The sequence below is a fragment of the Thalassobacillus pellis genome (assembly GCF_016908295.1).
In the GTDB taxonomy this organism is placed as follows: domain Bacteria; phylum Bacillota; class Bacilli; order Bacillales; family Halobacillaceae; genus Thalassobacillus; species Thalassobacillus pellis.
Genome location: NZ_JAFBDO010000002.1, coordinates 502,746 through 525,938, shown reverse-complemented (window position 1 = coordinate 525,938; position 23,193 = coordinate 502,746). Strand labels below are relative to the sequence as shown.

At 44.7% G+C, this 23,193-nt stretch carries 21 protein-coding genes and 1 pseudogene; 19 read left to right on the top strand and 3 right to left on the bottom strand.

Annotation, left to right across the window (positions count from 1 at the left end):
* Positions 1-19: 19 nt before the first annotated feature.
* Positions 20-1,690, top strand: a complete 1,671-nt coding sequence (locus JOC33_RS08435) for a DAK2 domain-containing protein (protein ID WP_205092051.1) — start codon at positions 20-22, stop codon at positions 1,688-1,690.
* A 338-nt stretch (positions 1,691-2,028) separates the two neighbouring features.
* On the opposite strand, the gene JOC33_RS08430 is transcribed toward JOC33_RS08435, so the two are convergent.
* On the bottom strand, positions 2,029-3,306 hold the full coding sequence (locus JOC33_RS08430; protein WP_205092050.1) for an NCS2 family permease: 1,278 nt from the start codon (positions 3,304-3,306) through the stop codon (positions 2,029-2,031).
* Positions 3,307-3,555: 249 nt separating this feature from the next.
* On the opposite strand from JOC33_RS08430, the gene sdaAB reads away from it, so the two are divergent.
* From sdaAB to JOC33_RS08370, 12 genes are all read left to right on the top strand, one after another.
* Positions 3,556-4,218 (top strand): L-serine ammonia-lyase, iron-sulfur-dependent subunit beta, encoded by a 663-nt coding sequence (gene sdaAB / locus JOC33_RS08425; protein WP_205092049.1) that lies wholly within the window; start codon positions 3,556-3,558, stop codon positions 4,216-4,218.
* Between the two features lie 47 nt (positions 4,219-4,265).
* Positions 4,266-5,150 (top strand): L-serine ammonia-lyase, iron-sulfur-dependent, subunit alpha, encoded by an 885-nt coding sequence (sdaAA, locus tag JOC33_RS08420; protein WP_205092048.1) that lies wholly within the window; start codon positions 4,266-4,268, stop codon positions 5,148-5,150.
* Between the two features lie 6 nt (positions 5,151-5,156).
* Positions 5,157-7,193 carry an ATP-dependent DNA helicase RecG gene (gene recG / locus JOC33_RS08415; protein ID WP_205092047.1) on the top strand — a complete coding sequence of 679 codons (2,037 nt, stop codon included), beginning with the start codon at positions 5,157-5,159 and terminating at the stop codon, positions 7,191-7,193.
* A gap of 559 nt (positions 7,194-7,752) precedes the next feature.
* A complete protein-coding gene (locus JOC33_RS08410) occupies positions 7,753-8,577 on the top strand; it encodes a M55 family metallopeptidase (protein ID WP_205092046.1) in 825 nt (274 codons plus the stop codon).
* A gap of 12 nt (positions 8,578-8,589) precedes the next feature.
* A complete protein-coding gene (locus JOC33_RS08405; protein WP_205092045.1) occupies positions 8,590-9,522 on the top strand; it encodes an ABC transporter permease in 933 nt (310 codons plus the stop codon).
* 2 nt (positions 9,523-9,524) lie between these two features.
* Positions 9,525-10,490: an ABC transporter permease gene (locus tag JOC33_RS08400; protein WP_205092044.1), complete on the top strand. Its 966-nt coding sequence runs from the start codon at positions 9,525-9,527 to the stop codon at positions 10,488-10,490.
* Positions 10,491-10,496: 6 nt separating this feature from the next.
* Entirely contained in the window at positions 10,497-11,489 is a 993-nt protein-coding gene (locus JOC33_RS08395; protein ID WP_205092043.1) for an ABC transporter ATP-binding protein, read from the top strand.
* Positions 11,490-11,533: 44 nt separating this feature from the next.
* Positions 11,534-13,135 (top strand): peptide ABC transporter substrate-binding protein, encoded by a 1,602-nt coding sequence (locus tag JOC33_RS08390; protein WP_205092042.1) that lies wholly within the window; start codon positions 11,534-11,536, stop codon positions 13,133-13,135.
* Positions 13,136-13,245: 110 nt separating this feature from the next.
* Positions 13,246-14,166, top strand: coding sequence for a S66 peptidase family protein (locus JOC33_RS08385; RefSeq protein ID WP_205092041.1), 921 nt, complete (start codon positions 13,246-13,248; stop codon positions 14,164-14,166).
* A gap of 34 nt (positions 14,167-14,200) precedes the next feature.
* Positions 14,201-15,304 carry a dipeptide epimerase gene (locus JOC33_RS08380; RefSeq protein ID WP_205092470.1) on the top strand — a complete coding sequence of 368 codons (1,104 nt, stop codon included), beginning with the start codon at positions 14,201-14,203 and terminating at the stop codon, positions 15,302-15,304.
* 23 nt (positions 15,305-15,327) lie between these two features.
* Positions 15,328-16,257 carry a C40 family peptidase gene (locus tag JOC33_RS08375; protein WP_205092040.1) on the top strand — a complete coding sequence of 310 codons (930 nt, stop codon included), beginning with the start codon at positions 15,328-15,330 and terminating at the stop codon, positions 16,255-16,257.
* Positions 16,254-17,267 (top strand): ABC transporter ATP-binding protein, encoded by a 1,014-nt coding sequence (locus tag JOC33_RS08370; protein ID WP_205092039.1) that lies wholly within the window; start codon positions 16,254-16,256, stop codon positions 17,265-17,267. Before JOC33_RS08375 ends, JOC33_RS08370 begins: the two co-directional genes overlap by 4 nt.
* 232 nt (positions 17,268-17,499) lie before the next feature.
* Here JOC33_RS08370 and JOC33_RS20760 read toward each other — a convergent pair.
* A pseudogene (locus tag JOC33_RS20760) lies at positions 17,500-17,667 on the bottom strand (IS5/IS1182 family transposase); the annotation flags it as partial.
* 538 nt (positions 17,668-18,205) lie between these two features.
* Here JOC33_RS20760 and fapR point away from each other — a divergent pair.
* The 6 genes from fapR to rnc all read left to right on the top strand — a co-directional run bounded on the left by fapR (position 18,206) and on the right by rnc (position 22,591).
* A complete protein-coding gene (fapR, locus tag JOC33_RS08360; RefSeq protein WP_205092037.1) occupies positions 18,206-18,784 on the top strand; it encodes a transcription factor FapR in 579 nt (192 codons plus the stop codon).
* The gene (gene plsX / locus JOC33_RS08355) at positions 18,784-19,791 is read left to right on the top strand and encodes a phosphate acyltransferase PlsX (protein ID WP_205092036.1); all 1,008 of its coding nucleotides are present in this window, start codon (positions 18,784-18,786) and stop codon (positions 19,789-19,791) included. Before fapR ends, plsX begins: the two co-directional genes overlap by 1 nt.
* Positions 19,788-20,729, top strand: a complete 942-nt coding sequence (fabD, locus tag JOC33_RS08350) for an ACP S-malonyltransferase (protein WP_205092035.1) — start codon at positions 19,788-19,790, stop codon at positions 20,727-20,729. Before plsX ends, fabD begins: the two co-directional genes overlap by 4 nt.
* Positions 20,729-21,469, top strand: a complete 741-nt coding sequence (fabG, locus tag JOC33_RS08345; RefSeq protein WP_205092034.1) for a 3-oxoacyl-[acyl-carrier-protein] reductase — start codon at positions 20,729-20,731, stop codon at positions 21,467-21,469. Before fabD ends, fabG begins: the two co-directional genes overlap by 1 nt.
* Positions 21,470-21,586: 117 nt before the next feature.
* Positions 21,587-21,820: an acyl carrier protein gene (acpP, locus tag JOC33_RS08340; RefSeq protein WP_062445806.1), complete on the top strand. Its 234-nt coding sequence runs from the start codon at positions 21,587-21,589 to the stop codon at positions 21,818-21,820.
* A gap of 78 nt (positions 21,821-21,898) precedes the next feature.
* Entirely contained in the window at positions 21,899-22,591 is a 693-nt protein-coding gene (gene rnc / locus JOC33_RS08335) for a ribonuclease III (protein ID WP_205092469.1), read from the top strand.
* A gap of 347 nt (positions 22,592-22,938) precedes the next feature.
* On the opposite strand, the gene JOC33_RS08330 is transcribed toward rnc, so the two are convergent.
* Complete coding sequence (locus tag JOC33_RS08330; protein ID WP_205092033.1) at positions 22,939-23,160, bottom strand: DUF1128 domain-containing protein; 222 nt, start codon at positions 23,158-23,160, stop codon at positions 22,939-22,941.
* Positions 23,161-23,193: the final 33 nt, after the last annotated feature.

Sequence of the window (23,193 nt, the reverse complement as noted above, 5' to 3'; positions counted from 1 at the left end):
GACAGAGGAGGAAGCAGGCGTGACGGTAAACAAATTGGACGGCAAGACGTTCGCAGAAATGGTCCTTGCGGGGGCGAAACATTTAACGAACAATGCCCAAATGATCGATGCGCTTAATGTATTTCCAGTTCCAGACGGGGATACTGGCACGAATATGAATTTATCGATGACCTCAGGTGCGAATGAGGTCAATAATGTAGAAGAGAATCATGCAGGAAAGGTGGCACAGGCACTGGCTAAAGGCCTCCTTATGGGTGCGCGGGGAAATTCCGGTGTCATTCTGTCACAACTTTTCCGTGGTTTCGGAAGAGAAGCTGCTCCGCTGGAAGAGTTGACTGCCAAAGATTTTGCGAAAGCTCTCGATGCAGGTGTGGGTACTGCCTACAAGGCTGTTATGAAGCCTGTGGAAGGAACAATTCTTACAGTGGCAAAGGATACAGCTAAGGAAGCAGTTAAAATCGCCAAAACAGAAGATGACCTTATCATTTTTATGGAAAAAGTCGTTGCAGAAGCAAAGGCTTCTTTGAAGCGGACACCGGACCTTCTTCCTGTTTTAAAAGAGGTCGGAGTAGTTGATAGTGGTGGTCAGGGTCTATTAACCATCTATGAAGGGTTTTTGGCTAACTTAAAAGGGGAAGCCCTGCCTGAAACCGAAGACACAGTGACGATGGACGACCTGGTTAGTGCCGAACATCACAAACTTGCCCAGGATTTCATGAATACAGAGGATATCGAATTTGGTTACTGTACAGAGTTCATGGTTAAGTTTGAGGAAGACAAGCTAAAGGATAATCCTTATGACGAAGAGAAGTTCCGCAATGAACTCAGTGAATTAGGTGATTCTTTATTAGTCGTTTCTGATGAGGAACTGATTAAGGTACACGTGCATGCGGAGTATCCGGGCAAAGCTATGACGTTAGGTCAGCGATACGGCAGTCTTATCAATATGAAGATTGAAAATATGCGTGAACAACACACCGCAATCGTTGGTGACAAGAAGAAAAATGTCTCCCAGCCACCGAAAGAAAAAGCTGACTATGGCATCATTGCCGTATCGATGGGAGATGGGCTGAGAAGGATGTTTGAAAGCCTTGGTGCAAGTGTGATTATTCAGGGCGGCCAGACGATGAACCCAAGTACAAAAGATATTTCGGATGCCATTAAAGAGGCCCATGCGAGACAAATCATCATCCTTCCAAACAATAAAAATATCGTTATGGCTGCTGAACAGGCAGCGGAACTGGCCGATGAAAAGATAGCTGTAGTTCCAACCAGGTCGATACCACAAGGAATGAGCGCATTGTTGGCCTTTAATCCCGATAACGACTTATCTACAAATAAAGAGGAAATGGCTGCTATGATGGAAACGGTCAAAACGGGTCAAATCACCTATGCAGTGCGGGATACACAGATTGAAGGAATGACGATTGAAAAAGGCAATTTCATGGGAATTCTTGATGGATCAATCAAAGCTACTAACATAGATAAAATAGAAACAGTACGTGAGTTGCTGAAACAGATGATTGACGAAGATGAAGATGAAATTTTGACGGTACTTGCCGGAGAAGAAGCTTCGGAAGATGAAGTCGCTGCCATTGAATCATATATGGAAGAGGCATTCGAAGATATGGAAGTCGAAGTTCATAAAGGCGGCCAGCCTATCTATTCGTTCATTTTCTCGGTAGAATAATGAAAGAGGTTCTAATTGAAGGTTTATAGTGTAGCTGATTGCTGAACAAAAATACCGAACAATGTGTACAAATGGGAAAGAGACAAAGATCTAGCATTGACAAGGGCTGCCTGTCTGAACATAATAATACTCTCCTCCATCTAGCCAAGTGTGAGCTAGGTGAAGGAGAGCTTTTTTTGTCTCAAGGAAATTCCAAGGAGCAAGGACCCTTCCACTCCAGCGGAAGAACGTGTAGGCCGAGATCGCCGATCGCGGGCTTCGCGAGGAAGCTCGGGTGCTCGTCCGCGGAAAGGGAAGGGTCTTTTGCTCCTGGCGGCAAGAAAAGCCTGCGGAAAACTTTAATGTCCTAACGCTCGAAGGACAAAATCTGCCAAGAAAAGCATGGCTATGCACACAATAGGAAGAGACAGATCCCGTTGCTTCCCAATCGCAAGTTTTACGAGCGGGTAGGCGATAAACCCAAATGCCATACCGTCTGCAATCGAGTAAGTGAAAGGAATCATAACGATGATCAGGAATGCCGGCATCATTTCGGATACCTGATCAAGCTTGATATGCTTTATATTCTGTACCATTAACGCGCCAACAATGATCAAGATTGGACTTATTGCGGTTCCAGGGACAAGTGTCAGCCAAGGAATGAAAAACAATGTTGCAAGGAAAAGTATTGCCATCGTTATGGCCGCTCTTCCTGTTTTCCCTTTAGAAGCGATGACTGCCGCACTTTCCGCGGACGAAACAGTTGGAGAAGTTCCGAGAAACCCGCTTACCAGAACAGAAAAAGCGGTAGCCTGATAGGCTTTCGGGAATTTTTCTTCCTTGCCCAGCATGCCAAGCTGACCGTGGACAAGCCCCATATTTTCAAATATCAGAACAATGCTGAGCGGAAAGACAGCCATCCAGAATGTCAAAGTACCAGCACCGCTAAAATCAGGCATCCACAGGAATGGTCTGTCAGTAACTGCCACAGCTTGCCCTGTTTCTCCTGTAAGCCCAAAGCTATAAGCAATTAAAGTTCCAATAACCATGGTAATCAGAAAATTTCCAGGAACATTTCTGGTGAATAAAAACACACCAATAAACATCGTCAGCAGGCTGGTAATAACTAATTCAGATGAAGGGTTGCCTAGAGTAATAAGTGAATGCTCCCCTCTGACAACCAGACCGCCTTTTTCCAGGCCGATCAATGTCAGAAACAACCCAAGCCCTACCGTAATGGCATGCTTTAACGAATCAGGAATAGCATTTTTCAGCCAATTTCCAAGACGAGTAAATGCAGTCAGCAGAAAAATCACAGAAGCTGTAACGACTACAGCTAGTCCCTGGTGGACATCCATCTCAGTTCCTTGTACGATAGTATAGGCAAATAAAGCATTTACACCCATTCCAGGAATAAGTACCATCGGGGCGTTTGCATAAATTCCCATTAAAAGACATCCTGCGAAGCTGGCCAAAATAGTGGCAATCATACCACTCCCTACAGGAATTCCTGCATCGTTAAGGATCGAACTATTGACCGCCACGATATATACGGTAGTGAAATAGCCGATGAAACCTGCCACCACATCATTTTTCCAACCAGATGACTTTCGTAATGTCATATGCTTTGAAAGCATGTGTATCCCTCTATATAGTTTTAGCCCTCTCCCACCCGGTTGATCACGCAACCCACAAAAGTACATTATAGTATCGAAGTCTATGAAAGGCAAGTATGCCTGCGGTTTATTTAATAGACCAGCGAAAAATGTGGAAAACACTTGTTCCGGAAAGCGTTTTCCGTTTAAGATATAATAGGAACCAGGTATGCCTCCTTTTCATATGTACTACTACAATTTTTACAACCTGCAGAAAGAGAAGGTGTTACGATGAAGTATAAATCTGTTTTTGATATTATTGGACCAGTAATGATCGGTCCTTCCAGTTCTCATACAGCAGGAGCGGCACGAATCGGGCGAGCCGCCCGCAATTTATTCGGCAGGGAACCGAAATGGGCAGATATCCATCTGTATGGTTCTTTTGCAAAAACCTATAAAGGACATGGTACGGATGTCGCCATAGTCGGTGGTATACTCGACTATGACACATATGATACACGTATCAGCAGTGCCCTCGAGACAGCAAAACAAAAAGGAATCAGAGTGAAATTCCATGAGGAAGAAGCTCACACGGATCATCCGAATACTGCTAAAGTGAGAATCGGGGATGATGACGGTGACTTAGAACTGGTCGGTATTTCCATCGGTGGCGGAATGGCAGAGATTGTAGAGCTTAATGGATTTGAACTTCGCTTGTCCGGCAATCACCCAGCTGTGCTGTTGATCCATAATGATCGATACGGAGCGATTGCTTCCGTTACTTCAATTCTGGCCAAGCATGAAATCAATATTGGGCATATGGAGGTTTCCAGAAAAGAAGAAGGAAAACGGGCTTTGATGGTGATAGAAGTGGACCAAAACCTTGATGACACTATATTGAAAGAGCTTGAACAAGGTGACCATATATTGCAAGTAGCTAAAATAGTAGATTAATAACAATAACTAGCATGTAATTTTACAACTGGAAAGGAGCGGGTCGTATGTTTCGTAATGTTGCTGAACTCGTAGAGCTTGCCGAAAGTGAAGGCATTCAAATATCTGAAGTGATGATTCGCCAGGAAATGGAAGTGAAAGAAAAGACAAGAGAAGAAGTTGTCGGCCAAATGGAACGTAACCTGGATGTCATGGAAAAAGCAGTTGAGGATGGCTTAAAAGGTGTTCGTTCCCACAGCGGGCTGACTGGTGGAGATGCAGTGCTCATCCAAAAATATATGCAGGAAAAAGAGCCTCTGTCCGGTCCAATACTGATGGATGCTGTGAGTAAAGCAGTAGCGACTAATGAAGTGAACGCTGCCATGGGTACAATCTGTGCAACGCCTACCGCTGGAAGTGCCGGATGTGTCCCTGGAACGTTATTTGCAGTCAAAAATAAGCTGAATCCAACACGGGAGCAGATGGTCCGCTACCTGTTCACCTCGGGGGCATTCGGATTCGTAGTAGCGAATAATGCCTCTATCTCTGGTGCGGCAGGCGGCTGTCAGGCAGAAGTTGGGTCAGCAGCAGGTATGGCGGCTGCAGCCATTGTTGAAATGGCTGGTGGTACACCTTCTCAATCAGCGGAAGCGATGGCGATCACTTTAAAAAATATGCTTGGCCTTGTCTGCGACCCTGTTGCAGGACTTGTCGAAGTGCCTTGTGTAAAAAGAAATGCCATGGGAGCCTCCAATGCTGTCGTGGCAGCTGATATGGCCCTTGCCGGCGTTACAAGCAGGATTCCTTGTGATGAAGTAATTGATGCGATGTATAAAATCGGACAGACGATGCCTGTCGCATTACGTGAAACTGCACAGGGCGGCCTTGCTGCCACTCCAACCGGCAGGGAGTTAGAGGCTAAAGTTTATGGAATATCTTTAAAGAAAGAGTGAGAGCTGTTGTTGATGGAATCAGTGGCCAATGTGAACGGTGTTGGGGAAAAAGTCCAGGAGACTCTCCAGGAAATGGGTATCCATACAGTCGAGGATCTGCTGTTTTATTTCCCTTATCGCTATGATACGTATGAAGTTAAACCAATCACAGAACTCGTTCATGATGAAAAAGCAACGATTGAAGGGAAGGTAGTCGGAGAGCCTTCCCTTACCTATTATGGACGAAAAAAATCACGGTTGATGATGACCCTGCAAGTAGAGCAGTTTGCCATCAAAGCTGTCATGTTTAACCGGCCATTTGCCAAGAAGCAGATCAAGCCAGATGATATCATTACTGTTACGGGAAAATGGGATCAGCGCCGCCTTCAGATTACCGTGAGTCAGTACAAAAAAGGCCGGGCGGAAGCGCAGAATCCCATTCAGCCTGTCTATTCTTTAAAAGAGAATATTACACTCCAAAAAATGCGTAAACTGATCATGAATGCCATGGAAGCTTATGGGGATCAAGTGAATGAAATTCTTCCTGAAAAGCTGGTCATTGACTACAAACTTCCTGGCCGGCTCCATGCCTTGAACCAAATGCACTACCCGGAGTCTAGAGAGCAGTTGAAGCATGCCAGAAGAAGATTCATCTATGAAGAGTTTTTGATTTTCCAGTTAAAAATGCAGCTTTTCCGTAAACTGAAAAGGGAAGCTACTTCTGGCAATGCCCAGAATTATGATAATGACCAGCTTACGGGCTTCGTGCAGTCATTCCCTTTTGAACTTACTGATGCCCAAAAGCGTTCCCTCGCAGAAATTCTGAAAGATATGAAATCACCGTACCGGATGAACCGTCTCCTCCAGGGGGATGTCGGTTCCGGTAAAACCGCTGTCGCTGCGATCGCTTTGTATGCAGCCATCACCGTGGGCAACCAGGGTGCCATTATGGTACCCACAGAGATATTGGCCGAACAGCATTATGAGTCGTTAACGGAGTTGTTTGGAGATAAGGTATCCATTGTATTGCTGACAGGTTCAATTAAAGGGAAAAAGCGCCGGGAGTTGCTCGAGCAAGTGAAGGAACATACGGCAGATATCATTGTTGGCACACATGCCTTAATTCAGGACGAGGTTGAATTTGCGAAGCTCGGACTTGCTATTGTCGATGAGCAGCACCGTTTTGGTGTGAATCAGCGTAGGACGTTACGGGATAAAGGACTTTCTCCTGATGTTCTTTTCATGACTGCCACACCGATTCCCAGAACCCTTGCCATTACAGCCTTTGGCGACATGGATGTTTCGGTCATCGATGAAATGCCATCCGGGAGGAAACCGGTGGAAACCTATTGGGTAAAAGGGGAAATGATGGATCGTGTTCTTCAATTTATCCAGAAAGAAGTAGATCATGGACATCAGGCATATGTTATCTGCCCGTTAATCGAGGAATCCGATAAGCTTGACATCCAAAACGCAGTAGAGCTTCATCACCAGCTAACGACTTACTATGAGTCGTCCATGAATGTAGGCCTGATGCACGGCCGCCTTCATCAGGAAGAGAAAGAGCAAGTGATGCAGGATTTTGTAGAAAATAATATCCAGGTACTCGTTTCTACGACCGTTGTCGAAGTCGGTGTCAATGTGCCGAACGCAACCGTAATGGTTATTTATGACGCCGAGCGTTTTGGTCTTAGCCAACTCCACCAGCTGCGTGGACGTGTTGGACGTAGTGACGCTCAAAGTTATTGTATTTTGCTTGCTGACCCAAAAGGGGAAGTTGGCAAAGAGCGTATGCGGATAATGACCGAAACGACGGATGGATTCGAGCTGTCTGAACAAGATCTCCAATTGCGTGGCCCTGGTGATTTTTTTGGAAAAAAACAAAGCGGTATTCCAGAATTCAAAGTAGGAGATATGGTCCATGACTATCGGGCGCTGGAAACAGCAAGAAAAGACGCTGCCGCCATCATTGAGTCAGACAAATTTGAAACAGACAGCGAGTGGAAAGACCTTTGCAACTTATTATATAAAGATGAAATACTTCAAGGAGAAATTCTGGATTAATTTACACTTAAAATTTTGATATTCAGATCGAACATTTTTTAACTTGAATTTTTCTGAAGGGGCTGTCCCATAAGTCTGTAATAGACTAAATGGGTACAGCCTTTTCTTTATGTTGATACTGAAAAAAACTGACCGGAAAACAATATAGGCCACTGAAAAACTAAGAGAAAAGATAGTATTCATAAAAAAGGTCTGTATGGAGTTTTATGTCCATACAGACCGTTTTGTCACTAATTTAGCCCCCTGATGTATTAGCGGCATAATGTTATATAATAGTTGATTCTCGCGAAACGCGTGCATGCGTCACCACCTCCCTCCCATCGTGGAATCCACAGCAAGCTTAAGCAACTTCTTTAAACGTTTTTCTTGGCAGTAATGGTAAAGAGAGATCATTTACTCAAGGGGAAGTAATACTTCACATATCAAAATCTTAATAAAAAAAGGATAGATAGCCCGGGATAATAGTCATTATTGCTAATTAAGGGAAAATTTGATAGAATTTTATGAAAATTCATGAAAATAATACCATATATTACAAATAGAAAGGGCGTTCAGCCAAATGAAGCTATTTATTTCGGTGGATATGGAAGGTATTACAGGCTTGCCAGATCATACATATGTAGAATCGTCCAAGCATAATTATGAGCGTGCGAGAAGAATAATGACGGAGGAAACCAACCATGTCATTGAAGCCGCCCTTGAGAATGGCTGCACGGAAGTACTCGTAAATGATAGTCATTCGAAAATGAATAACATATTGATTGACTGCCTTCATCCTGATGCTGTTTTGATTACTGGAGGAGTTAAGCCGATGTCAATGGTCCAGCATCTGGATGGAAGCTATGCGGGAGCAGTTTTCCTCGGCTATCATGCCAGGGCAGGTCAGCCAGGTGTGATGTCCCATTCGATGTCATTTGGGGTAAGAAATTTTTTCATAAACGACAAGCCGGTAGGAGAGCTTGGTTTTAATGCCTATGTGGCAGGTTATTACCGTGTGCCGGTCCTGATGGTTGCAGGAGATGATTGTGCTGCAAGGGAAGCGGAACAATTGCTCCCAAGTGTGACGACTGCAGCTGTAAAAGAAACAATTTCCAGATCCTCTGTGAAAAGTCTTACCCCGGCAGCATCCGGAAGACTGCTTCGGAATAAAGTCAGAGAGGCAATGTCCCGGGCGGGAAGTGCAGAACCGCTAATACCGCCGGAAAGGCCAGTGCTCCGCATCGAATTTACTAATTTTGGACAGGCAGAGTGGGCAAACCTCATACCAGGAACCGAATTGGAAGAGGGAACGACGATAGTGACATATAAAGCGAAAAATATCATAGACGCTTACCGGGCAATGATTGTGATGACTGAACTCGCATCACGGACGTCTTTTTGTTAAGGGGTGACGGAAATGGCCAGTTACATCATTAAAAGGTTTTTAATTATGATTATGACCGTCCTGGTGATAGCTACATTGACTTTTTTCTTGATGCACGCTATTCCCGGATCACCGTTTAATGAAGAGAGAGGAACAAATGATGTTGTCCAGGCTAATCTTGAAGCACATTACCATTTGAATGAACCGATTTATATTCAATATTTCATTTATTTGAAATCGATCGCAACTCTCGACTTTGGCCCTTCGATCAAACATCCGACAGAGTCTGTCAATGAATTGCTTGGAAGAGGATTCCCGATTTCTTTTGAATTAGGGATGGTCACTATAATCGTGGCAGTATTATCCGGGATTGTGTTAGGAGTGCTTGCTGCACTTAAACACAATGGATTTATTGATTACTTGGCCATGGCATGCGCCGTACTGGGAATTTCTATTCCCAACTTTGTCCTCGCTACATTGTTAATTCAAAAGATGGCTGTCGATTGGGAATTGCTCCCGCCAGCGACATGGTCGAGCCCGATGCATATGATTCTGCCGACGATGGCGTTAGCTACAGGTCCGATGGCGATAATCGCGAGACTCACAAGGTCAAGCATGCTGGAAGTATTGACACAGGACTATATCAAAACAGCGAAAGCAAAAGGGCTCAAGCCTTATAAAATCGTCATCAAACATGCATTGAAAAACGCGTTGATGCCGGTTGTTACGATTCTGGGAACATTGCTAGCCGGAATTTTGACAGGGACTTTCGTAATCGAGAAAATTTTCGCGATTCCCGGTATGGGCAGGTATTTTATTGAAGCGATCAATCAGCGTGATTATCCATTGATAATGGGGACGACCGTGTTTTACAGCTTTTTTCTCGTATTTATGCTTTTCCTTGTCGATATTGCTTATGGTGTCCTCGACCCTCGTATCAAATTACATAAAAAGGAGAGTGATTGACGATGGAACACTTGCAAGAGAAAACAAAAACAGATCATTCTCCAGATACCAGGAATATTCCAGACGAGTGGTTCAGGCCAAAGGCAAAGGATATAAAATCTGCTGAGCAGGTTGTCAGGCCATCCCTCTCTTATTGGCAGGATGCGTGGCAGCGATTGTCTAAGAACAAACTTGCAATGGGAGGACTGCTTTTCCTGATTTTTCTTAGTATTATGGCGATATTTGGTCCAGTATTGTCCCCGTATACAGTACAGGATGGACCTCTTGCGACTCAAAACCAGCCCCCTTCCCTCAACCACTGGTTTGGTACGGACCATCTTGGACGAGACGTATTCACACGAACATGGTACGGGGCAAGAATTTCTTTATTTGTCGGGTTGATGGCTGCGCTTATCGATTTCTTCATTGGTGTCATTTATGGTGGTATCGCAGGTTATCGTGGCGGCAAAGTAGACAATGTTATGATGCGGGTCATCGAAATTCTATATGGACTTCCTTATCTTTTGGTAGTCATCCTGCTGTTAGTTGTGATGGGACCGAGTCTTTTGACGATTATCATTGCCCTCACAGTCACCGGTTGGGTTGGTATGGCTAGGATAGTGAGAGGCCAGGTCCTCCAGATCAAAAATTATGAATTTGTCCTGGCCTCGAAATCATTTGGCACGAAACCATTCCGGATCATTCGAAAGAACCTTTTACCCAATACGATGGGACCGATTATCGTCCAAATGACATTGACTGTTCCTACTGCAATTTTTGCCGAAGCATTCCTGAGTTTTCTCGGACTGGGTATCCAGTCCCCTTATGCCAGCTGGGGAGTTATGGCTGATGAGTCACTTGGAACTATTTTATCCGGTCATTGGTGGAGGCTGTTTTTCCCGGCATTTTTTATTTCGGCTACGATGTTTGCGTTCAATGTGTTAGGAGACGGGCTGCAGGATGCCCTGGATCCGAAGCTGAGGAGGTGATTGACTTTGGAAAAATTATTACAAGTGAAAGACCTGCACGTTTCTTTTGTGACGTATGGAGGGGAAGTACAAGCGGTAAGAGGAGTGAGCTTCGATTTACATAAAGGAGAAACGCTTGCCATCGTCGGAGAGTCTGGCTGTGGAAAAAGTGTCACCGCAAACAGCATTATGAAGCTTATTCCGTCACCGCCAGGAAAAATCACCGCAGGTAAGATTATCTATAATGGACAGGAACTGGTGACAAAGGAAGAAAAGGAAATGCGTCATATCCGGGGCGTTGATATTTCGATGATTTTCCAGGATCCCATGACCGCTTTAAATCCTACGCTAACCATCGGAGAACAATTGACAGAAGGTCTTAGACAGCATCAGCAGATATCAAGGCAGGCAGCAAACCAACAGGCTATGGATATTTTGGACCTAGTAGGAATTCCGAACCCGAAAGAACGCCTGCGCCAATATCCTCATCAATTCAGTGGAGGTATGCGCCAAAGAATCGTAATCGCCATGGCATTGATTTGCGAGCCGGAACTATTGATTGCTGATGAACCAACTACAGCTCTGGATGTAACTATTCAGGCCCAAATACTGGAATTATTTGAAAAAATACAGAAGGAAACTGGCATAGCTATCATTTTAATCACTCATGACCTTGGTGTTGTTGCAAAAATAGCTGACCGGATTGCTGTCATGTACGCTGGGAAGATCATTGAAGTTGGCGATAAAAGGGAAATTTTTTATCACGCCAGCCATCCATATACTAAAGGTCTCTTGCTGTCAGTTCCCCGGCTTGATCGGCCTGAAGAGAAGCTTATTCCGATCGATGGTACACCTCCTGATTTGTTTTCACCTCCTGTCGGGTGCCCGTTTACTGCAAGGTGCCCACAGGCGATGGAAGTATGCGAAAAAGTCTATCCATACCAAACCGCTTTAAGTGACACACATCAGGTGGAGTGCTGGCTCCAAGATGAAAAGGCACGTAAACCAGCTGTATTGTAGTTAAGTTATTAATTAAATACATATATATGGAAGGAGCAAACGAAATGAAAAAGTGGTTGCCTGTATTTGCAGCTGTCTGTATGGTCATCGTACTTACTGCCTGTACCACTAGCGGAAATACAACACAGGGGGAAAGCGAAGAGAAAGTTCTGAAGCTGAATAATGGCAGTGAACCTACTTCTTTGGACCCTCCGATCGGATTTGATTCCTACTCCTGGAATATTCTAAACAACCTGATGGAAGGGCTGACTCGCCTCGATCAGTCTCATGAACCTAAGGCCGCTGCAGCGGAAAAATGGGAGATTTCAGATAATGGAAAAGTTTATACTTTCCATCTCCGCGACGATGCTAAATGGTCGAATGGCGATCCGGTAACAGCTGGTGACTTTGAATTTGCCTGGAAAAGGTTACTGGATCCGGAAACTGCCTCACCGGCCGCATTTCTTGGTTATTTCATTGAAGGAGGAGAAGCTTTTAACACAGGTAAAGGCTCTGCAGATGATGTGATGGTAGAGGCGGTCGACGACAAAACGTTGAAAGTGACATTGAAAGCTCCGACAGGATACTTTCTTAATATCATTTCCAACCCTGCATTCTTCCCTGTCAACAAAGAGGTTGCGAAAGAAAATCCTGAGTGGTTTGCAGATGCAGAAACATTTGTCGGTAATGGACCGTTCCAATTGGCAGAATGGAAGCATGACAGCAAGCTTGTCATGGAGAAGAATGATCAGTACTGGGATGCTGAAACAGTGAGCCTGGACCGGGTCGAATGGTCGATGGTCAATGATACCAATACAGAGTATCAGATGTTTCAAAGTGGTGATTTAGACACTTCCGGAATCCCGAGTGAAATGGCTGAAGAGTTGATGGATAATGAAAACGTGGTGATTGAAGCTCAGGCAGGAACCTATTTCTATCGCTTTAATGTCAATGAAGAACCTTTCCAGAATGAAAAAATCCGCAAAGCCTTTTCCATGGCAGTCAATCAGGAAGATATTGTTGAATATGTCACTAAAAATGGAGAAAAAGCGGCACACGGATTTGTCTCCTACGGGTTCACAGACCCCTCCGGTAATGATTTCCGTGAAAAAAATGGAGCATTGGTTGAGTTTAATCCTGATAAAGCAAAGCAGCTTCTGGAAGAAGGTATGAAAGAAGAGGGATACGATAAACTTCCCCCAGTAACGTTGACTTATAATACGAGTGACGACCATAAGGCTATCGCAGAAACGATTCAGAGAATGTATAAGGAAAATCTGGGCGTTGAAATTGAGTTGGAAAATACAGAATGGAACGTATTCCTGCAAGATCAGAAGGATTTGAAACATCAATTATCCCGCAGTTCATTCCTGGCCGATTACGCTGATCCGATCAACTTCCTGGAAAGCTTCACTACTGGCTCATCTATGAACCGTACTGGCTGGTCCAATGGAAAGTACGATGATCTGATTAAAAAAGCAAAAAATGAATCGGATGAAAAGAAACGCTGGGAGTATATGTATCAAGCTGAAAAAGTATTATTTGAGGAGATGCCGATATTCCCTGTTCACTTCTATAACCAGGTGGTACTGCAGCAGGAGGACGTCAAAAACATTGTTCGGCACCCAGTCGGTTATCTTGAGTTGAAATGGGCGGATAAAAAATAAACAGACAATCTTTGAGGTGCAGTGGGTATAGATACAGGGATAGGCGGTGGAAACCCGCCTTCTGTCCCCATCGCCCGCTGTAGCTTTTTTATTGTCAGAAGGGGAAAAAGATGGTTATACCGAATAGGTTATTACCGGGTGATACCGTTGGGGTTATCGCTCCGGCTAGTCCACCTGACCTTAAAAACCTGCAACAGGCAATTATTTTCCTTGAAGAATTAGGGTTACGGGTGAAAGTCGGGGAAAGTGTTGATTTGGTTCACGGCTATCTAGCTGGAAAAGATACGGATAGGTTAGACGATATCCATCAGATGTTTTCCGATCAGGACATCAAAGCAGTCATCTGTGCAGGAGGAGGATATGGGACAGCGAGAATTGCTGGGTTGATAGATTATGAGGTGATCCGGAAAAATCCGAAAATCTTTTGGGGATATAGCGATATCACTTATTTACATACTGCAATCAGGCAGGAGACAGGGCTTGTGACCTTCCATGGGCCGATGCTTAGCTCTGATATCGGAAAGGAAAGCTGTCATGCCCTATCTAAACAGTCTTTTCTACAGTTATTCTATCCCAAAGATCTACACTATTCGTCAAGGTTATCTGAATTGGCAGTCATCTCGGAAGGGGTCGCTTCCGGTGAACTTGTCGGCGGTAACCTTTCCTTACTGATCAGTTCCCTGGGCACACCTTTTGAATTAAAAACGAAAGGAAAACTGCTTCTCTTGGAAGACATTGATGAAGCACCTTACCGCATCGATTCCATGCTCAATCAGCTGAAAGCCGCCGGGAAGCTTGAGGAGGCCGCGGGGGTGGTGGTTGGTGATTTCCATAATGCTGTCCCTGCAAATAACAAGCCTTCCCTGGAATTGTCTGAGGTGCTGGATCATTATTTAAAGGGAGTGAATAAGCCTGTCATAAAAGGATTTAAAATTGGCCACTGTCAGCCGCATTTCGCTGTTCCTCTTGGTGTGCATGCGAAGCTTTCGACAACTGCAATGGCCCTGACGATTCAGTCTGGTGTGAATTGATATCACCTAAAATGCAGGATGGAAGGTGACTATATTGAACATAACCGATATAAAAACTTATCTTGTGGAAGTACCTTTGCATACACCTTTCAAGACAGCATTACGGACTGTCACTACCGCAACTTCCATTTTTGTTGAAATCCATTGCGGAAAAGATATTAGAGGATGGGGAGAAGCACCGCCGACCCACGTCATCACCGGGGAAACGTTAGAAAGCATATCTTATTCTATTGAGAAAGTAATCAAACCACTGCTTCTTGGTCAATCTTTATACGATCGGAATGCTTTGTTCGAGATGGTAGAAAAGGCGTTAGTAAGAAATACAAGTGCTAAGGCAGCGGTTGATATGGCTATCCATGACTGTCTTGCTCAATATTGCAGCATGCCGCTTTTTCAATTTCTTGGAGGATACCGACACGTAATGGAAACCGATTATACGGTTGGTGTCAATTCTCCTGAAGAAATGGCAGCGGATGCAATCAGATATAAGGACGCAGGTTTTGATACTTTAAAGATAAAAGTTGGTAACGCTGATATCCAAACTGATTTCAAGCGTGTGCAGGCTGTAAGGACAGCCGTTGGGGACAAAATTCTGCTGCGGCTTGATGCTAATCAGGGTTGGAAACCAAAAGAAGCGGTTTCCGTCATCAGAAGAATGGAAGAATCGGATTTTAATATAGAACTGGTCGAACAACCAGTTGCAGCGCACGATCTCTCAGGTCTCAAATTTGTCACGGAACATGTGGATACACTGATTATGGCAGATGAAAGTGTTTTTTCTGTACATGATGCGAGAAAAGTTTTGGAAACGAACAGTGCAGATCTGATTAATATTAAACTCATGAAAACAGGCGGTATCCACCATGCCAGGAAATTGTGCCATCTTGCTGAAAGCTATGGGGTCGAATGCATGGTCGGAAGTATGATCGAAACCAAGCTTGGACTGACAGCAGCCGCCCATTTTGCTGCCAGTGAAAAAAATGTGACCCGCATCGATTTTGATGCACCACTGATGCTTCAGGAAGATGTCCTTACAGGCGGAATTCATTATCAGGGTAAAAAGATCACTTTTTCAGATGCGCCAGGACTTGGTATAAATAAAGTGAAGGAGAAATTCTTCGCCAGAACAGCCAGGTAGACAGTAGGGGGGAAGGAAATTATATGCCGAAAGAATATATCGTCAATGTCAGTGTAGCCACCGTTTGGACATCGCCAGGACCAAAGAGGGTATTGGACGAACCAAGCCTTAAAAACCCGGTGAATATAGAAAAATGGCTCAAAGGAATGACCACCTCGGAGCGCAGTTCCTTATGTGATGACAATTTAATACAGACACAAGTCCTTTATGGGGAAAGAGTAGTGGTAATAAATACATCCGGAGAGTGGGCAGAGGTTGTGATACCCTCTCAGCCATCAAGTAAAAACAAAGAGGGTTATCCAGGTTGGATTCCATCCTGTCAGCTTCAGCAGATTGACACAGAAATGTGGAACAAAGACAAAACAGCCGTGGTAACCAGCAAAATCACACATCTGTTGAATGAAAAAGGAACGAAAATAACTGATTTAAGTTATTTGACTGAACTGCCTGTTCAGGGTAAGGACGACACGCATATCCATGTGTTATCACCTCACGGGACTGCGTATCTCCCATGGGAGGATGCAGACGTACATCCCGTTTCTCTTGGCAGACCGAAGGAAAATGGAGAAAATATCATCAAAATCGGAAAAGGGTTTGTGGGACTTCCCTATCTTTGGGGAGGATTGAGTGCCTTCGGGTATGACTGTTCGGGTTTCAGCTATAGCATGCATAAAGCTGCAGGTTACCAGATTCCCCGTGATGCAGGCGATCAGGCTAAACAGGGACAGGAGATACCTTTCGACCTCCTTATGCCTGGGGATCTGCTTTTCTTTGCTTATGAAGAAGGAAAAGGAAAACTACACCATGTTGGTATCTATTACGGCCAAGGAAAAATGCTGCACTCTCCTCATACTGGGAAAAACATAGAAATTCTTACTCTGGACGGTACGGTATATGAAAAAGAATTATGTAATGCCAGGAGGTATTGGCATGATACGGAGGAGCCAGCATGAGCGAACGAGTCTTGTTGCAAATCAAAGATCTGAAAAAACATTTCGACCTTGGAAAAAATAAAAGTCTAAAAGCAGTTAATGGTGTTACCTTTACCATTTTTAAGGGAGAGACATTTGGACTGGTCGGAGAATCCGGCTGCGGTAAATCCACCATCGGAAGAACAATTATGGGGTTGTATAACCGGACGGATGGTAAAGTCATTTATCAAGGAAAGGATGTCCATAAACTTGATGAAAAGGGCAGGTTTTCTCTGTACAGTCAAATCCAGATGATTTTTCAGGATCCTTACGCTTCCCTCAATCCGAGGTCGACGGTTAGTGAAATCATTTCTGAGCCCATGATTGTCCATGGGTTATATAAAAATAAACGAGAACGGCTGGAAAAAGTCTACCACCTTCTTGAGGAAGTTGGCCTGAACAGAGACCATGCCAACAGGTATCCACACGAATTCAGCGGTGGACAGCGGCAGAGGATTGGTATTGCAAGAGCGCTTGCTCTTGATCCGGAGTTTATCATTGCGGATGAGCCGATTTCTGCGCTTGATGTGTCTGTTCAGGCACAGGTAGTGAATTTACTGGATATGCTTCAGGAGGAGAAGGGACTGACTTATTTATTCATTGCACACGACTTATCGATGGTGCAGCATATCTCAGACCGGATCGGTGTGATGTATTTGGGACACATGGTCGAGTTGACCAGCAGTCCAGAGTTGTACAGCAACCCGAAGCATCCATATACCAAAGCGTTGCTATCTGCGATCCCAATTCCTGACCCAGATATAGAGGAGAAACGTGAACGAACAATCCTCACAGGTGAGCTTCCAAGTCCAATAAATCCGCCAAGCGGCTGTGTATTTCGGACCAGGTGTCCAGCTGCAATGGACGTCTGTGCAGAGAAAACGCCAGCCTGGCAGGAAATTGAAGAGAATCATTATGTAGCTTGTCATCTGTTTGAGGAAAAGCGGCAAGATAGCCCATCCTTAAAAATTAAAGAAAAACAGCATTATTAATTATTACACGCGGAAGAATGATTCTTCCGCAGCTTGTGGAGAAGCCCTTGTTCTTTCCGCAAGTTTTTTTCTTAACGCCAGGAGCGAAGGACCCTTCCCTTTCCGCGGACGAGCGCCCGAGCTTCCTCGCGAAACCCACGCTCGGCGATCTCGCCTCCCTCGTTCTTCCGCAGGAGTGGAAGGGTCCTCGCTCCTTGAATTTTCTTTAAAACAGAAAAAGACTCCCCTTCACCTAACTCACCCTAGCTAGATGGAGGGCAATCTTTTTCATGTACTGGCAGACAGCCGTCATCAGCGCCTGTTCCTTCACTTTCTCTTTTCTCATGCGGTAGATCCACTTTCCTTCATTGAAAAGCCGGCTCAAGCGAACCTGTTCTTTGTCGTCCTCCCAGACATGGCGCTTGATGGTTTTTTAATGCTTTTGATTTTGCGTGCACGGAGCGAGCAGAAGACATTCCATACACCAGGCGGGATATGATGTGTAATGACGGTACCCCTCACGACCCGAGGTGACATACAGCCCTTTCCTTGATTGAAACAAACAAATCACCGCTTCTATAGGTTTTCTGTCTCAGGAATAACAAACAAAGACACAGGGATTTGGGGAAAACACCCAAAAAAATCAGGTTGTCGAGACTTTCTCGACAACCTGTTCCGTTTTTTTGTTTGTATGGAAACGGCGAGGCTTGTCTTAAGCTTGTCGGGGGTGAACAAGACGCTTCCGCTTTTGTCTCATCCAGCTGCAGCGCCTACCCCCTCGAGGTCTTAAGACAATCCTCTCTGTGACAAAGCCCGTCACGGCGAGGCTTGTCTTAAGCTTGTCGGGGGTGAACAAGGCGCTTCCGCTTTTGTCTCATCCCAGCTGTTGCTTGCATTGACCATAGTGGTATTATATATTACTATTAGTACCTAGTCATAATTCGGACGGTGGAATAGATATGAAGCGGAATAAAGTGACCAGACAAAAAGAATTGAAGGAAACGATCGAAGCTGCACCTTTTATTACTGATGAAGAACTGGCGAAACGTTTTGGTGTCAGTATACAGACCATCCGTCTTGACCGGATGGAGCTATCTATCCCGGAACTGAGAGAGCGTATCAAATCGGTCGCAAGAAATGAATGGAATGAGACTGTAAAGGCCCTTCCGATAGAAGAAGTAATTGGGGAAGTCGTAGATCTGGAACTGGATAGACGAGCAATATCGATCATGGATATTGGTATGGAGCATGTATTTTCCCGTAATGCAATTGCTCGTGGTCACCATTTATTCGCACAGGCTAACTCACTAGCCGTGGCAGTAATCAATGATGAGCTTGCCTTGACTGCAAAAGCCGAAATCCATTTCACCAGGCAAGTTGTCAAAGGAGAGAGAGTTGTTGCCAAAGCAAGGGTGACGGGTAATGACAACAAAGGACGCACAGTCGTCGAAGTAATCAGTTATGTCGGAATGGAACAAGTATTTTCCGGAAGCTTTGAAATGTACCGTTCGAACGAAGAAAAGGAGCTGGAGCGCTGATGAGGATAGCCATTGACGCTATGGGCGGCGATCATGCCCCAGAAGAAATTGTCAAAGGAGCAGTCGAGGCTGTAACCAGTAGTAAAGAACTGGAAATCACCCTAATTGGTGATGAAAAACAGATAAAACCGCTCATCAATGATAGTGAAAATATAACGATTATACATACAACTGAAAAGATTACCAGTGAAGACGAACCGGTCAGGGCAGTGAGGCGAAAAAAGGAAGCCTCTATGGTGCTGATGGCGAAAGAAGTAAAAGAAGGCAGGGCGGATGCCTGTATATCTGCCGGTAACACCGGCGCCCTGATGAGTGCAGGGTTGTTTATTGTCGGCCGTATCCCAGGCATTGAACGTCCGGCGCTAAGTCCAACCCTTCCTACTATTGACGGGAAAGGCTTCCTTTTACTGGATGTAGGAGCCAACGTGGATGCCAAAGCTGCACACCTTCTTCAATATGCGATTATGGGTTCTGTCTATGTGGAACAGGTAAGAGGAGTGAGCCGGCCGCGAGTAGGACTTCTGAATGTAGGAACAGAAGATGGAAAGGGCAGTGAATTATCCAAAAAAGCGTTTCAGGAGTTACAGAATGCGCCGATAGAATTCATCGGTAATGTAGAAGCAAGGGATTTACTCGAGGGGGTTGCGGATGTCGTAGTGACTGACGGATTCAGCGGTAATATTGCGCTGAAGTCGATTGAAGGAACAGCTATGACCATGTTTTCTATGATTAAAGAAACCTTCTTATCAAGCTTCAAATCAAAGCTTGCAGCAAGTCTTGTCAAAAATGATATGAGGCAGCTCAAAGATAAACTTGATTATTCGGAATATGGAGGGGCAGGATTATTCGGTCTGGCTGCTCCTGTCATTAAAGCCCATGGTTCATCCAATGCCAGGGCAATCTACAATGCTATCAATCAAGCAACACATATGGTTGAAGAAAATGTTACAGGTAAAATAGCAGAAACTATCAAAGGAATGAAGGTTGCAGAGGAGGAGAAGTCATGAAACGAATCGCATTTATTTTTCCCGGACAAGGGTCCCAGGAAGCGGGAATGGGAAAAGCTTTATATGAAGAATACCCAGAGGTAAAAGATCTTTTGGACAGAGCGGATGCTGAATTAGGTATCTCCTTGACCGGACTTATGTTTGAAGGCCCTCAAGAAGAGCTGACGAAAACGGAGAACGCCCAGCCGGCATTATTGGTCAACAGCGCGAGCATTCTTGAGGTGCTTAAAAAGGAAGACATCAGACCCGTAATGACAGCAGGACATAGCCTTGGGGAATACAGCGCCTTGGTTGCTTCCGGTGCTCTTGAACCATTGACTGCTGCCCGACTGGTACAAAAGCGCGGCCAGTTGATGGAACACGCTTTCCCGACAGGTCTAGGGGCGATGGCTGCCGTTCTCGGCCTGGATAAAGAACAAATCTCAACTGTACTTGATGATATGGATGAAAAAGAAGTGGTCGATATTGCTAATATCAATTGCCCTGGTCAGATTGTGATATCAGGCAGAAAGGAAGGTGTGGAAAAAGCATCTGAACTGTTGAAGGAAGCAGGAGCAAAACGCGTACTTCCATTGAATGTGAGCGGACCATTTCATTCGTCTCTTATGAGACCGGCTAGTGAAGAATTTGCGGTTGCGTTAAATGAAGCCGACTTGAAAGATGCGGAAGTTCCAGTTTATGCTAACGTGACCGCAGAGCCTGTTCAGGACCAGGATAAAATCAAAGAGCTGCTTGTGGAACAATTGTATTCCCCGGTGCGTTTCCAGGAAATTTTAGAAAAGTTTGTGGAAGAAGATCTGGACGCCATTGTAGAGGTTGGTGAGGGGAAAGTCTTAAGTGGGCTGGTCAGAAAAGTGAAGCGCCGCATGAAAACTTTCAATATACAAGATCCTGAATCGCTTCAGACATTTATCGAATGGTACAAGGAGGAGTCATAATGCTTACAGAAAAAGTAGCACTCGTAACTGGTGCTTCACGAGGAATTGGCAGGGCAATCGCTTTGGAGCTTGCTGATAAAGGAGCTGCTGTCGCCGTAAACTATGCCGGAAGTGAATCAAAAGCACAGGAAGTCGTCGACGAAATCCTGAGCAATGGCGGCAGAGCGTTCAAAATCCAGGCAGATGTTTCTAATGATGCCCAGGTCAAAGATATGATCAAAGCGACGATAGAAGAGTTCGGTCGTCTTGATATCCTCGTGAACAATGCCGGTATTACGAAAGATAATTTATTGATGCGTATGAAGGAAGAAGAATTTGATAGTGTGATTGATACTAACTTAAAAGGGGTTTTCCTCACGACTAAAGCTGTCACACGGCAAATGATGAAGCAGAAGAGTGGTCGCATCATCAACATTGCTTCCATTGTAGGGGTCACAGGAAACCCGGGACAGGCAAACTATGTTGCAGCCAAAGCAGGGGTGATTGGTCTGACGAAATCGAATGCAAAAGAACTTGCAGCCCGTAATATTCTTGTCAATGCAGTCGCACCAGGTTTTATCACTACGGATATGACCGACCAGCTTACTGAGGAACAACGGGAAGAAATGCTGAAAATGATTCCATTGAACCGTCTGGGCGAAGCACAAGATGTAGCCCGGGTCGTGAGATTTTTGGCCTCTGAAGACGGCAATTACATGACCGGTCAGACATTACATGTCGACGGCGGTATGGTAATGTGAAAATAGGTTCTTCTCGTCTGTTTGATGATTGATTTGCAACAGGACGGTTAGAATATAGAAATCATCTAGTTTTTCACGTCAATATCTAATATAATAGCTGAAGGGAGGTGAAGTCTTATGGCAGATACTTTTGATCGCGTCAAACAAATCATTGTTGATCGTCTAGATGTAGATGAATCCAAAGTGACAATGGAGGCTTCCTTCAAAGATGATCTAGAAGCCGATTCATTGGATGTTGTTGAGCTTGTAATGGAGCTTGAAGATGAATTCGACACTGAGATCGCTGATGAAGAAGCAGAAAAAATCAATACTGTTGGTGACGCTGTGAATTACATAAACAGCATCCAATAATGCAGGGTAAGGAGCTGTCCATGTGATGGACAGCCCTTGCTGTATTACTATTACCATTTGGAAAGGTATGGGTGAATGATGGAAGACTTTTCTACCTTTCAAGAAAAAGTTGATATCCATTTTAAAAATGTGGAATTATTGAAGCAGGCATTTACCCATTCATCTTATGTGAATGAGCATCGCAAGACAGACCGGGAAGATAATGAACGTCTGGAATTCCTTGGTGACGCTGTGCTTGAGCTCGGAGTTTCCCAATACCTTTACCGTCAATTCCCTGAAATGAGTGAAGGGGAGCTGACCAAGTTCAGGGCATCAATCGTATGTGAAATTTCACTGGTCCGCTTTTCGGATGAGTTGAATTTCAGCGAATTGATCCAGCTCGGCAAAGGGGAAGAAATGACCGGCGGCAGAAACCGACCAGCCCTACTTGCGGATGTTTTTGAAGCTTTTATCGGGGCATTATACCTCGATCAGGGCTTTGATGCAGTCATTACTTTTTTGGAAAAGTATGTCTATCCAAAAATTAAAAAAGGTGCTTTTTCTCATGCGATGGATTATAAAAGCCAGCTTCAAGAAGTTGTCCAGCGGGAGAAAAACAGGCTCATTGAATATGAAATCGTGGAAGAGATCGGCCCCGCACATAACCGCGAGTTTGTTGCCCATGTACGAATACAGGGGGAAACAACTGGCATAGGGATTGGCAGGACAAAAAAAGAGTCCGAGCAACGAGCTGCTGAAGAGGCATTAAAAAAAATAGGTGCCATTGATTAAAGGACTTAATAGCTTGAAATTACATTCAAGGAGAGCCAGCAATAATATTTAATTTTATTGCCGACATGCAAAAGCCGCGCTGCAAATGCCAGCACGGCTTTTTTCACTGTATTTTAGATTATGAAAATGCAGGTCTTAAGCCGATCCTCTCTGTGACAAAGCCCGTCACAACGAGGCTTGGCTTAAGCTGGTCGGGGGTGAGCAAGGCGCTTTTAGCTTTTGTTTCATCCAGCTCAAGCGCCTACCCCCTCGAGGTCTTAAGCCGATCCTCTCTGTGACAAAGCCCGTCACGACGTGGCTTGGCTTAAGCTGGTCGGGGGTAAGCAAGGCGCTTTTAGCTTTTGTATTTATTTTCGGTATGCGCCAAGCTCTTGGACAAAGGCCTGGGTTTCCGAAACGCTGAGCTGTCCTTTCGTTTTCACCATATCGTGCAGGGATTTTATCTCATCATAATTTTTCAAATCATAATCTTTGGGATCCATGATGGAACGGTTTACTACCTGCAGACGGTCTGCCATATCATTGATGATAGTTTCTAAATTTTCTTGGGTTGGTTCATTCAGACTCAAAGCGATGATACCTCCTTAAAACAATGGGATGAG

Coding starts and splice junctions, on each gene's coding strand:
- fabD (WP_205092035.1), top strand. CDS start 19,788: ATGAAACGAATCGCATTTATTTTTCCCGGACAAGGGTCCCAGGAAGCG.
- fabG (WP_205092034.1), top strand. CDS start 20,729: ATGCTTACAGAAAAAGTAGCACTCGTAACTGGTGCTTCACGAGGAATT.
- JOC33_RS08385 (WP_205092041.1), top strand. CDS start 13,246: ATGGTTATACCGAATAGGTTATTACCGGGTGATACCGTTGGGGTTATC.
- JOC33_RS08430 (WP_205092050.1), bottom strand. CDS start 3,306: ATGCTTTCAAAGCATATGACATTACGAAAGTCATCTGGTTGGAAAAAT.
- JOC33_RS08375 (WP_205092040.1), top strand. CDS start 15,328: ATGCCGAAAGAATATATCGTCAATGTCAGTGTAGCCACCGTTTGGACA.
- plsX (WP_205092036.1), top strand. CDS start 18,784: ATGAGGATAGCCATTGACGCTATGGGCGGCGATCATGCCCCAGAAGAA.
- sdaAA (WP_205092048.1), top strand. CDS start 4,266: ATGTTTCGTAATGTTGCTGAACTCGTAGAGCTTGCCGAAAGTGAAGGC.
- fapR (WP_205092037.1), top strand. CDS start 18,206: ATGAAGCGGAATAAAGTGACCAGACAAAAAGAATTGAAGGAAACGATC.
- JOC33_RS08405 (WP_205092045.1), top strand. CDS start 8,590: ATGGCCAGTTACATCATTAAAAGGTTTTTAATTATGATTATGACCGTC.
- JOC33_RS08390 (WP_205092042.1), top strand. CDS start 11,534: ATGAAAAAGTGGTTGCCTGTATTTGCAGCTGTCTGTATGGTCATCGTA.
- acpP (WP_062445806.1), top strand. CDS start 21,587: ATGGCAGATACTTTTGATCGCGTCAAACAAATCATTGTTGATCGTCTA.
- JOC33_RS08410 (WP_205092046.1), top strand. CDS start 7,753: ATGAAGCTATTTATTTCGGTGGATATGGAAGGTATTACAGGCTTGCCA.
- sdaAB (WP_205092049.1), top strand. CDS start 3,556: ATGAAGTATAAATCTGTTTTTGATATTATTGGACCAGTAATGATCGGT.
- rnc (WP_205092469.1), top strand. CDS start 21,899: ATGGAAGACTTTTCTACCTTTCAAGAAAAAGTTGATATCCATTTTAAA.
- JOC33_RS08370 (WP_205092039.1), top strand. CDS start 16,254: ATGAGCGAACGAGTCTTGTTGCAAATCAAAGATCTGAAAAAACATTTC.
- JOC33_RS08400 (WP_205092044.1), top strand. CDS start 9,525: ATGGAACACTTGCAAGAGAAAACAAAAACAGATCATTCTCCAGATACC.